This window comes from Segatella oris (genome assembly GCF_900637655.1).
GTDB classification, from domain to species: Bacteria; Bacteroidota; Bacteroidia; order Bacteroidales; family Bacteroidaceae; genus Prevotella; species Prevotella oris.
The window spans coordinates 2,629,950-2,642,337 of the sequence record NZ_LR134384.1 but is presented as its reverse complement, the minus strand read 5'-3'; the positions used below and the strand labels follow the sequence as shown (position 1 = coordinate 2,642,337).

9 protein-coding genes are annotated in these 12,388 nt (G+C 44.5%); 2 read left to right on the top strand and 7 right to left on the bottom strand.

Going from position 1 to position 12,388, the window contains the following annotated elements; translation table 11 throughout:
* Positions 1–24: 24 nt before the first annotated feature.
* Both pssA and EL210_RS11080 read right to left on the bottom strand, forming a co-directional pair.
* Positions 25–735 carry a CDP-diacylglycerol--serine O-phosphatidyltransferase gene (gene pssA / locus EL210_RS11085; protein WP_018919620.1) on the bottom strand — a complete coding sequence of 237 codons (711 nt, stop codon included), beginning with the start codon at positions 733–735 and terminating at the stop codon, positions 25–27.
* Positions 735–1,427 (bottom strand): phosphatidylserine decarboxylase family protein, encoded by a 693-nt coding sequence (locus EL210_RS11080; protein WP_004371544.1) that lies wholly within the window; start codon positions 1,425–1,427, stop codon positions 735–737. Before EL210_RS11080 ends, pssA begins: the two co-directional genes overlap by 1 nt.
* 138 nt (positions 1,428–1,565) lie before the next feature.
* Here EL210_RS11080 and dnaE point away from each other — a divergent pair, with 138 nt between their 5' ends.
* Positions 1,566–5,273 carry a DNA polymerase III subunit alpha gene (gene dnaE / locus EL210_RS11075; protein ID WP_018919619.1) on the top strand — a complete coding sequence of 1,236 codons (3,708 nt, stop codon included), beginning with the start codon at positions 1,566–1,568 and terminating at the stop codon, positions 5,271–5,273.
* A gap of 112 nt (positions 5,274–5,385) precedes the next feature.
* A complete protein-coding gene (gene trxA / locus EL210_RS11070; RefSeq protein ID WP_004371542.1) occupies positions 5,386–5,700 on the top strand; it encodes a thioredoxin in 315 nt (104 codons plus the stop codon).
* A gap of 832 nt (positions 5,701–6,532) precedes the next feature.
* Here trxA and rodA read toward each other — a convergent pair.
* The 5 genes from rodA to EL210_RS11045 all read right to left on the bottom strand — a co-directional run bounded on the left by rodA (position 6,533) and on the right by EL210_RS11045 (position 12,384).
* A complete protein-coding gene (gene rodA, locus EL210_RS11065) occupies positions 6,533–8,005 on the bottom strand; it encodes a rod shape-determining protein RodA (protein WP_004371549.1) in 1,473 nt (490 codons plus the stop codon).
* On the bottom strand, positions 7,986–9,836 hold the full coding sequence (mrdA, locus tag EL210_RS11060; RefSeq protein ID WP_018919618.1) for a penicillin-binding protein 2: 1,851 nt from the start codon (positions 9,834–9,836) through the stop codon (positions 7,986–7,988). Before mrdA ends, rodA begins: the two co-directional genes overlap by 20 nt.
* Before the next feature lie 54 nt (positions 9,837–9,890).
* A complete protein-coding gene (gene mreD / locus EL210_RS11055; RefSeq protein WP_025879732.1) occupies positions 9,891–10,391 on the bottom strand; it encodes a rod shape-determining protein MreD in 501 nt (166 codons plus the stop codon).
* Positions 10,392–10,415: 24 nt separating this feature from the next.
* On the bottom strand, positions 10,416–11,291 hold the full coding sequence (gene mreC, locus EL210_RS11050; RefSeq protein ID WP_018919616.1) for a rod shape-determining protein MreC: 876 nt from the start codon (positions 11,289–11,291) through the stop codon (positions 10,416–10,418).
* A gap of 70 nt (positions 11,292–11,361) precedes the next feature.
* Positions 11,362–12,384, bottom strand: coding sequence for a rod shape-determining protein (locus EL210_RS11045; protein WP_004371553.1), 1,023 nt, complete (start codon positions 12,382–12,384; stop codon positions 11,362–11,364).
* Between the last annotated feature and the right edge of the window lie 4 nt (positions 12,385–12,388).

Sequence of the window (12,388 nt, the reverse complement as noted above, 5' to 3'; positions counted from 1 at the left end):
TGTGTTGAAAAGTGAAGTTGGTTGTCATGCTTTATCCTTCAACCAAAGCAAAACTGAGCCGGCAAGATAAAGGGTAATGATAATCCACCAGGCTTCGAGAAGTCCGAAAACAGCAAGGCAGACAATGGAAAGTACTGCAAAACAGTATTTCACTTCATTTCCTTTCCACCCCCACTGCTTGAACTTCAAGGCAAACATCGGCAGTTCTGACACGAGCAGATAGCAGCTGACGGCAAGCATGATCAAGAGGATGAATATGGAATAAGACGAGCTTTCGAGCCATGAAGGATTGCTGACAATGAGTGAACTCCAGAACAATGCGTTGGCTGGTGTGGGCAAACCGATGAATGAAGTGGTTTGTCTTTCATCGAGATTGAACTTTGCAAGGCGCAAAGCAGAGAATGCTGCCATGAGAAAAGCAATGTAAGGGATGTAGTCTTTTATGCCGAAAAGAACTCCGGGATACTCCAGAACAGACAACTCGGAGAATAGAATTGTGGCAGGAGCAACGCCGAATGTAACATCGTCGGCTAACGAGTCAAGTTCCTTGCCTATGGGAGATGACACGTGCAACAGACGTGCTGACATGCCATCGAAGAAGTCAAATACTGCACCGATGATAATCCAGAGAAGGGCCATCTTAGCGTCTCCGGCGAAAGCAAACGTCGTGGCTATGCATCCCGAAATGAGGTTGCAGCAGGTGATACTATTTGGAATATGTTTCTTAATACCCATTATTTCAGTTTGGCAATAATCGTTTGGTCACCTATCGTAGTCTGTCCCATTTTCACGCAAACTTCGGTTCCAATGGGCAGAAACACATCGACACGGCTTCCTAATTTGATAAATCCAAGGTGCTCGTCAATATAGCAGTCTTCACCTTCTTTGGCATAGGTAACGATGCGACGTGCCATGGCTCCGGCTATCTGACGACACAGAATGTCCTCTCCTTCGGGAGTAGTGATCATTGTGTCAGCGCGTTCATTCTCCTCACTTGCCTTGGGAAGCCAGGCTTTGTGATAGTTCCCGTCTTGGTGGCGCACGAATTTCACCTTGCCATCAACAGGAAACCAGTTGGCATGAACATTGAAAAGGCTCATGAATATGCTGATCATCAGGCGGCGATCATGGAAATATTCGTTCTCATCTACTTCTTCTATAACGACAATCTTGCCGTCGGCAGGGGCAACAACAACCTTTTCTGTCTCGTCAGTTTCAGAGAAACAGCGCACAGGACAACGGTAGAAGTTGAGCACAATGGCATAAACTGAACCGAAAATAATTAGGAATGACCAGAAAAAGAGCTTGTTGTCTAACCGAAACAATAGTAGTGCAAGCGCTGCGTAGGCTATGAAACTGTAGAGAAGGGTATCGGTCCCTTCGCGGTGAATACGTATTTTCTTAAATTTCTTTATCTTCTTAATCATAGTCTATTAGAATAGATACTAATTCATCGCAAAGGTAATTATTTTTTGTTTTATGAGCAAATATCTAAAATAAAAAACCTTGTTTTATTTTGTATTCCTCTTTTTTTGCAGTACCTTAGCAACCCAAATTATTATCTTATGCAAGACTTTATTCACCTACATGTCCATACTTATTATTCGGTTCTTGACGGCCAGTCCAAGATATCTAACCTTGTAAATAAGGCTGTCGAAAATGGAATGAAGGGTATGGCGATTACGGATCACGGTGTAATGTTCGGCATCAAGGAGTTTGCCGACTATTGTGCCGGCGTCAATAAAAAGCGGAAAGCCGATGGACTTGAACCTTTCAAGCCTATCCTTGGCTGTGAAATGTACGTGGCACGGCATAGACTTCAGGATAAAGTTAAAGAGCATGGAGATAACTCCGGCTATCATCTTATCGTATTGGCCAAGAACTATAACGGCTATAAGAACCTTATAAAGTTAGTCAGCAAGTCGTGGATGGAGGGGTATTATTACCGTCCGCGTACGGATAGAGTAGAGCTTGAGAAGTATCACGAAGACCTGATTGTGTGTTCAGCTTGTATTGCCGGCGAGGTGCCTTCAAAGATAATCAAGGACGATTTGGAAGGAGCACGCGAGGCTTGTGAATGGTATCATCGTGTTTTCGGTGATGACTATTACCTCGAATTGCAGCGTCATGAGGTGAAAGATCCTACAATTCTGGCCAATCGTGAAGCCTTCCCGCTGCAGCAGAAAGCCAATAAAGTGTTGTTGGAATTTGCTAAGGAGTATGGCATTAAGGTCATCTGTACGAATGATGTGCATTTCGAAGACAAGGAAACTGCCGAAGCACACGACCATTTATTATGTCTTTCTACGGGTAAAGATCTCGATGATCCAAGCCGTATGCGCTATAGCAAACAGGAATGGTTCAAGACTCGTGAGGAGATGAACGATATCTTTTCAGATGTTCCCGAGGCTTTATCGAACACGCTTGAAATCTTTGATAAGGTCGAACTCTACAGCATAGAGCATGGCCCTATCATGCCTTTCTTCCCAATTCCGGAGTCTTTCGGTACAGAAGAAGGGTGGAGGAAGAAATTTACGGAGGCTGATCTTTACAGGGAATTCACATCTGATGAAAATGGAGAAAACCCACTTTCGCAGGAAGAAGGGCAGAAAGTCATCGAGCGTCTTGGTGGATATGATAAGATTTATCGCATCAAGTTTGAGGCCGACTACCTTGCAAAATTAGCCTATGATGGTGCAAAGAGGCTTTATGGAGACCCTGTTCCGGATAATGTCCGCGAGCATATTAACTTCGAACTTCACGTGATGAAGACTATGGGTTTCCCGGGATATTTCCTCATAGTTCAAGACTTTATCAATGCTGCCCGCACTGATTTGGGTGTCATGGTTGGCCCTGGGCGTGGCTCTGCAGCAGGCTCCGTGGTAGCTTATTGCTTGGGAATTACGAAGATAGATCCCTTGAAATACGACCTTCTGTTTGAGCGTTTTCTCAATCCAGATCGTGTGAATCTCCCCGATATTGATACCGACTTTGATGATGACGGACGTGGAAAGGTGTTGCGATGGGTAATGGATAAGTACGGGCATGAGAACTGCGCGCATATCATTACTTATGCAAGTATGGCCACAAAGAACTCTATCAAGGATGTCGCGCGTGTGGAAAGACTACCTTTGGATAAATCGAATTTCCTCTGTAAAGCTATCCCTGACCGTCTGCCCGACGGCTTGAAGATGAATCTTACGAATGCCATTAAGTGCACACCAGAACTCCGTGAGGCCGAAGTTTCACAGGATCCACGCGAGCGAAACACAATCAAATATGCTAAAATGCTTGAGGGAACGGTGCGCGGAACGGGTATTCATGCCTGTGGTTTCATTATCTGTCGTGACCCGATCAGCAACTGGGTACCAGTCTCAACGGCTGATGATCCTGATTTTCCAGGCTTGAAAACTGCCGTAACACAATACGATGGGCATGTCATTGAGTCTACCGGACTCATCAAAATGGACTTCCTTGGACTCAAGACTCTGTCGGAGTTAAAGGAAGCCTGCAAGGTTGTTAAGAAGACTGTTGGTGATGATATCGACCTTGATAATATCCCCATAGATGACGAACTGACCTATCAGCTCTATCAACAGGGCCGTACTATCGGTACATTCCAGTTTGAGTCACCGGGCATGCAGAAGTATCTTCGTGAACTGCATCCTACGGTTTTCGAGGATCTTATCGCCATGAATGCCCTCTATCGGCCTGGTCCAATGGACTATATTCCTGATTTTATCAAGCGTAAGAACGACCCAACTTTAGTGACATATGATATTCCTTGCATGGAGAAATACCTCAAGGACACTTACGGTATCACTGTGTATCAGGAGCAGGTGATGTTGCTTTCACGTCAATTGGCTAACTTCACACGAGGTGAGAGTGATGCCCTTCGTAAGGCGATGGGTAAGAAAAAGAAGGCCATTGTTGATGCGATGAAGCCTAAATTCATTAAGCAGGGACAGGAAAATGGGCATGATCCGAAGGTGTTGGAAAAGATTTGGGGTGATTGGGAGAAGTTCGCTTCCTATGCATTCAACAAGTCTCATGCCACATGTTATTCGTGGGTAGCCTATCAGACAGCCTATATGAAGGCGCATTATCCTGCAGAATACATGGCAGCGCTTATGACTCGGCGCTTCAGTCAGATAACCGAAATCACCAAACTCATGGAGGAATGCCAGAGCATGAAGATAGCAACGCTCGGCCCGGATGTCAATGAAAGCTACTCAGAATTCGGTGTAAACAAGAAAGGCGAAATACGTTTTGGCCTCTCTGCCATTAAGGGAATGGGTGAAACTGCAGCCTTGTCAATCGTTAAAGAGCGCGAAACTAATGGCCCATATAAGGATATCTATGACTTCGCTGAACGTGTTGATTATGGTTGTGTCAATCGAAAAGCATTCGAATCTCTGGCTTTGAGCGGCGGTTTCGATGGCTTTGAATTCCGCCGTGAGCAATATTTCGCAGCAGGAATGAAAGGAGATGTGTTCCTTGATACGCTTGTTCGCTATGGTCAGCTCTATCAGCAAGAGCAGCGAGAAGCCAAGAACTCGCTCTTCGGAGGCGAGAGTGCAGTCGAGATTTCACGTCCGGTTCCCGGCAATGCAGAGGATTGGAGCACGATTGAAAGGCTCAACCGCGAGCGTGATTTGGTAGGAATTTACCTCAGTGCGCACCCTTTAGACGAGTATGGGGTTATCTTGAAGTCGATGTGTAACACGCATTGTGTGGAGATAGATAAGAAAGAAGAGCTTGCCAAGAAAGAGGAAATCTCTATTGGTGGCATTGTAACAGGGGTGAAATCCAAGTTTACCAAGAATGGGAAACCATGCGGTTTTGTCACTTTGGAGGATTTCGAAGGCAGCGGAGAATTGGCTTTCTTCGGTGAAGAGTGGGGGCGTTGGCGTGGTATGTTGACTGAAGGTTGCATCGTATATATTACAGCCAAGTGCCAACAACGCTATCGCGACAGTAACTTCTACGACCTCCGTGTGCAGGATATTCAGTACATGCAGACCGTCAAAGATACGCGTTTGGAGAAGATTACCATATCTGTTGACAGTACAGTACTTACAGAAGCCGTCGTCAACGACCTAAGCACGTTAGTTGAAAAGACGCCGGGGAAGGCGCAACTCTATGTGCAGGTTATAGACCGCGAGCATAATGTCAGCGTGATGTTGCGCTCACGGAGCCACACCGTTGACGTCACCAAAGAACTCCTGAACTATGTTGACAGCAACTCTGCCATGTCCTATCACATCAACTGATGAGTCTTTACGACTGTTTTAACAGACTTTTTGGCATGGCATTTGCTTTTATGAAACTGAATGATTACTTTTGCAAAAGTATATAAGATTACTAATAAAAGAAACAAATAAGATGGAAGTTAAAATCACAACCCAAAACATTGAGAGTTATAAGAACGGCGAATTGCCATTGGTAGTAGACCTTTGGGCAACCTGGTGTGGGCCTTGTCGCATGGTAGGGCCTATCATTTCAGAGCTTGCAGAAGAGTATGACGGCAAGATTGTTGTCGGCAAATGCGATGTCGAAGAGAATGATGATGTAGCTGCAGACTATGGTATTCGCAACATTCCTACTATTCTCTTCTTCAAGAATGGCAAGCTTGTTGACAAGTTTGTAGGTGCTGCAAGCAAGGCAATTCTCGACGAAAAGTTCAAGGCTTTGCTGTAATCATGCCGATGGGTGCATGCCCATTGTAGGCTGTCAAAAAGGGAAAAGCCTGTCAGATTAACCAGTCTGACAGGCTTTTTTCATGCTCATGAAGATGTTTTTAGATAGCTGTTGATTTGCCTGTAGCTGCTGTTTCAAGGAAGATGAGGGCTTGAATGTCCGACATATCGTGTCATTCGATTATGTAAATATCTGTTCCTGCAATGACTTGATGTATGGTTTTTCTCGCCATAATCCTATGAGGCAGATTATATGTTAAATTTAATCAAGGATATTTACAATTGCTCTTACATCACTGGTAAATTCAAAACAAGATTTACTGCCATTCAAAATTTGCGAGTTTTAAGGCCGTTTTGTAAAATGCTGACTATCAGAATGCTGCAGAATTCCATGCAAAATGTAAGATGAAATCACGCTGAAAAGCCATGCGATTTACGTCAAATTATCCCGTAATATGCATCAAGTTGCGATGTAATCTGACTCAAATAGCGGTGTAAAATGACTTTAGTTGTGAGGTTATTCAATACAAATTGCAACGCCATGTAAATGGAACCTTATTTTATATTATCCATAATTGAGGTATCAGATGAATGGAGCTACATGCCAAAGGGATAGAAACAGGGACGTCAAGGTCATAAAATGGCTTTATACTGACAGTAAAGACAGGTTTTCATTTCTATTTGGTCTGCCCCGGAAGTGTTAAAAACCTGCTAACAATCTTTACAAAATCAAGAGCTCTTGTGTCGTGAAATATCATCAAACTAAAGCTTCACAGAAACCTGACAAAGAATTATCCCACGCTATACAACAGCCAAATTGCAAGACAATTCCCCTATTCTATGCGCACAAGATTTCTTCCTGCATCTATGCGAAGGAAGATAAACAGCAAGAAAGTAAAGCCCCATAGCGAAGAACCTCCATAGCTGAAGAATGGCAATGGAATGCCAATCACAGGTGTAAGTCCAAGTACCATGCCCACATTGATAAACACATGGAAGAGGAATATGCTTAATACGCAATAGCCATAGATGCGCCCAAAGGCGAAAGGTTGTCGTTCGGCAAGATGAATAAGACGCAGGATAAGCAGCAGAAAGAGAATGAGTACGCCTGCCGAACCGAAGAATCCCTCTTCTTCTCCAACCGTACAGAAGATGAAATCGGTATCTTGTTCGGGGACAAACTTCAACTTCGTCTGCGTTCCATTAAGGAAACCTTTGCCTCGCAAACCACCCGATCCAATGGCAATCTCACTCTGATGAACGTTATACCCCGCACCACTGAGGTCGTCATCAAGGCCCAACAAGACATTGATACGCACGCGCTGATGAGGTTCGAGCACATTGTTGAGCACATAATCGGCCGAATAGAAGAAAGCTATCGACCCTATTGCAAAGGCCAAAATAAAGAAATAATTAGACAAACGCGTGCGTAGCCACTCCACCAAGAGATAGCCCACAATGATAACAGTGACAAGCAACTGTACCCAAATAATGTTGAACGGTATCACATAAAGCGAGAAAAGCAGCGCTAACAACGTTGCTCCAAAGCTGCCACCGAGCATGTACCACATCAGTTTCTTATTGCGACAATAGACGTTGACCATTACAGATGTAAACGTCTGAATAAGCAAAATGACGACAAAAACGCCTAAGGAGGTTGGTGTTTGCAACAAAGAAACGCCTTCAAACTTAATGCCCACAACGAAATAAACTACCATGGCCACACCCGTAAACAGAATGCTTCCAGGCATTCCCTCACGATAGAACATCAGGAAGAACGACAGATAAACCAACGCCGACCCCGTCTCTTTCTGGGCCACAATGAAAAGCATGGGCAACAAGACAACGCCACATGCCGCAACGAAATCTTTCCAATGGTGGATGTTAAAGCCGTAAGAACCCATCAATTTGGCTACAGCGAGGGCGGTTGCAAACTTTGCAAACTCTGCCGGTTGCAGTCGGAGTGGACCTAAGACAAGCCAGGAACGCGAACCTTTTATCTCATGTGGATTGAAGATCGTAAGGAAAAGCAGTAACAATAATATTGCATAGATGACATAGGAAAACGTATCATAGAAGCGGTCGTCAAGCAAAAGCAGCACCAAGCCCAAGAACAATGATGTGCCAATCCAGACTATCTGCATGCCTGAACGAGTGGAAAGGCTGAAAATATCAGTGTCACCGTAGGTGTAACTTGCACCGCAAACACTCACCCAACCAAAGACAAGGAGGGCTATATAGATGCCTACCGTCCACCAATCAAGCGAACGAAGCACACTGGGTTGTTTATCTGTTGTTCGAACCATAAGCTATTCTGCGATTCTGTAAGGCCGTGGCCATGCGCTCAGCCGACGGTGAAAGTTTACCTGTCATATATTGTTCGAAGAGCACTCCGGCTATTGGTACAGCAAAATCAGCACCAAATCCACCATTCTCTACATAGACCGCAATGGCTATCTTAGGATTATCCATTGGTGCAAATCCCATGAAAACCGAGTGGTCTTGACCGCGGTTCTGTGCCGTTCCGGTTTTTCCGCAGACCGTGAACGGCAGATGTCCGAGCGCCTTACAGGTTCCCTTCAAAGCTGAGGAGCGCATACCTGCAACCACAGCTGAGTAAGAACGTACACTGGCCATCGTGCGATGACGGTGCGTGAAGGCTGTATCGAGTGGCAATCCCTGCACCTTTCGCACCACATGAGGCGTGTAAAAATAACCTCGGTTGGCAATGGTGGCTCCAAGATTTGCTATTTGAAGCGGTGTAAGATTAACTTCTCCCTGTCCGATAGCAATGCTGATAACCGTCAATCCATTCCATGATTTATGGTAAGCTCGGTCATAAAACGAGGCATTCGGTATCAAGCCACGCTTCTCACCAGGCAAATCAATACCCAATTTATAGCCAAATCCCATGCTCACCATATAATCACGCCAGCGATCCATGGCTTTCTGTACGTTGCCATATTTACGTCGATTGCCCAGCATATAATAGAGTCCCCAGCAGAAATAACCGTTGCAAGACGTGCTGATGGCCTCAATGAGGTTCAGAGGTGACGCATGTCCGTGGCAACCTACATGCAAACCACGGTATGAAAAGCCATGATGACAAGGAAACATCGTGTTGGGTGTGATGATACCCTCTGTCTGATAGGTCAGCGCTTGCGTTGTCTTGAAGGTTGATCCCGGCGGATATTGTCCCATGATAGAACGGTTGAGGAGCGGTTTCCACACATTGCGCGAGAGAGCTGCATGTGCCTTGCTGCGCTGTCGGCCGACAAGATTACGAGGGTCGTATGTCGGCGATGAGACCATTGCCAATACCTCACCCGTTGCTGGTTCGATAGCAACAATGCTTCCAATCTTGCCTTGCAGCATACGCTCGCCCAATGCCTGAAGCTTCACATCAATACTCAATGTGAGGTCGCGCCCGGCAACAGGCCGTCGATCGAACTTCCCATTATGATAGCTTCCTTGTATTCTTCCATGGGCATCACGCAGCATAATCTGCACACCTTTCTCGCCCCGAAGTTCCTTTTCATAATATTTTTCAACACCGAGTTTGCCTATATAGTCACCCGGTTGATAATAATTGTCTTCTTCTATGTCGGAAACGGAAACCTCACCGATGTCGCCCAGAACATGAGCTGCATAGGGATAGGTGTATTGCCGAATACTTCTTTTCTGCACATAAAAGCCTGGGAAACGAAACATTTTCTCTCGAAATACGCTGAACTCCCTGTCGGAAAGCTGCGTCATGAAAAGCTGTTCGGTAAATCTGCTGTAGCCAGGATTCTTGCTACGGTCCTTGATATCATCCATCCGTTTGACGAAATACACCTTGCTGATACCAAGTGCATTGCAGAGTTCGAGCGTATCAATATGGCCTTTTGCCTCGTTCATGACAACCATAATATCATAAGAAGGCTGGTTATAAACCATCAGTTTGCCATTTCGATCGTAAATAGCGCCACGCGAAGGATAATCGATTTTCTTGAGAAAAGCATTACTATCGGCATTCTTCTTGAAGTCATCGCTAAGTAATTGAATTGTGAAAAGCCGGATGATATAGACCAGCACAATGGCTAAAGCTACACCACCAATTACAAAACGTCTATTTTCAAGATTATAAGATTTCACCTATAATAATCGTTTTTTGTTATAAACCAGCAGACAATCTCTAACTCTCTACACCTATCTTGAACGGAAATTATCAAGTGTCAAAATAAGAATGACAGTGATTATCATGCTTCCCGCAATGCTTTCGAGCCACTGTATCCAATTGAAAAAATTGAAAGTTTCAAGTGTAAAGAACAGTATGCAATAAACAAGTACCATGACAACGGTGTAGTAAAAGAACCTACCAAAACCTAAAGAACGCATTGATGGCTGCAAATCATCCGCGCTATCGTGCTGCATGAACAAATTCAAAACGAACGGCTGGATAAGTCCGAGAAACGTGAGTGACGCCATGGAAACCCCTGGAGTGTTGGAGAACATGTCAACCAAAAAGCCCATGATAAAGCATGAAACCAAAGCTGCCCAGCGTGGAATGTCACGTGGGAAGAGCAGCGCTACATAGATATAAAGCAAAGGTGTGGCGCAGTTGAACAGATGGATATGGTTAAACACCAACACCTGAACAAGCAAAAGAACCGCAAAGAGCAATGCTCCTCTTAATATCTGTATATTCATGTTCTTTGTCTCCTACCTTTTAATTTAGTTTGCTTTCCCCGCTTCTTTCATTCGGATAGAGTCTTCTGCAGCACGCATAACCTCTATTTGCTCCGACAAAGCCGTGTTGTCTACGACACAGACATCACGTAACCTACCGAAATCTGTAGATAGTTTCACGCGTAAACGATAAGACATTTGATCGGCAGAATTATACACATGCAATATCTTTCCAACCATAATACCAGCTGGAAAAACTGAGGAATAACCACTGGTTACGACATTTTCATAGAGTTTGAAATGTGCATGGCGTGGCACATCGTCAACATAAGCCTCTGAAATATCACCACCTGTCCAGTGCAGATAACCAAAATAACCACGTCCCTGAATGACACAGCTGATGTTAGACTGAGAGTTAAGGACAGGAATAACTATGGAATAATGGGCGGACGTAAGATAGACTATGCCGACAATACCTGTGCCACAAACTACTCCCATGTCTTTTTTAATACCGTCAGCCTCGCCTTTATCAATAGTCAGAAGATTGTCTTTTCTTCCCCATTTCATATTCACAACCTGGGCCGAAATCAATCGATAAGGCTGCAAACTCTTGAGCAACAGACTGTTTTCCATTGTTGAATCTGCAACAGAATCACTCTTCTCTTTCTCCAATTTACAGAGTCTTTGCTCTAAATATAAATTGCGTTGGGTAAGTTCTATATTGATTTTGGACAGTTGAAAATAGGATTCTACCGCTGAAGTTGTCTCATAGAGTTTTCCCGCTACGGCGTTGGCCGATGAAAACCATACACTTCCTTGATAGCTGTTGAATTGGAAAAGCAGAACAAAACTCACCGCCTCCAAGACAAAAAACAGGAACCAATAGCTGTATTTTACGAGAAAATCTAAAAGATTACGCATAAACTAAATTTATCATGAAATATTAGGTGTTGACAATGAAAATTCATTCTGCCAACACCTAACATTTTATTTATCTCATCAAGAACGAGAATCGGTCAATGTTCTTGAGGGCAATACCTGCTCCCTTTGCCACACTATGCAACGGGTCTTCAGCAATATGGAACGGGATATTAATCTTATCGGTCAGACGTTTATCAAGACCACGCAGTAAAGCTCCACCGCCACTGAGATAAATACCGTTCCTCACGATATCCGCATAAAGCTCGGGTGGCGTATTCTCGAGTGCTGAAAGAACCGCATTTTCAATTTTTGCCACAGTCTTATCAAGACAATGTGCAATCTCTTGATAGCACACAGGAACTTCCATTGGGAGTGCTGTAATACGGTTAGGCCCATGAACAATGAAATCCTCCGGGGCCTCATCACCAAGATCAGACAATGCAGAACCAACATGTATCTTAATCCTTTCTGCCATACGTTCACTCACTTTGACGTTATGCTGACGGCTCATATACTCTTGAATGTCAGCAGTAAGATCGTCACCTGCCGTACGAATGGAGTTATTACTAACGATACCACCCAACGAAATAACAGCAATTTCGGTACTACCACCACCAATATCAACAATCATATTACCTTCTGGTGCCTCTACATCAATACCAATACCGATAGCAGCAGCCATAGGCTCGAAGATCAAATACACATCACGACCGTCTGCATGCTCTGCACTGTCGCGCACAGCACGTAGCTCAACCTCTGTCGAACCAGAGGGAACACCAATCACCATGCGCAATGAAGGTGACCAAAGCCGTCTACCTGAATGCACCATTTTAATCAAGCCACGCATCATTTGCTCACAGGCTGTGAAGTCTGCAATAACACCATCGCGCAAAGGACGAATGGTTCTGATGTTATCGTGCGTCTTTTCATACATCATTTTTGCCTTTCCCCCCACGGCAATCATCTTGTCGGTGCGACGGTCAAGGGCAACAACGGACGGTTCATCAACCACAATCTTATCATCACTGATAATGATTGTATTGGCTGTACCAAGATCCATCGCTATTTCTTGAATAAAAGAAAAAAATCCCATATTG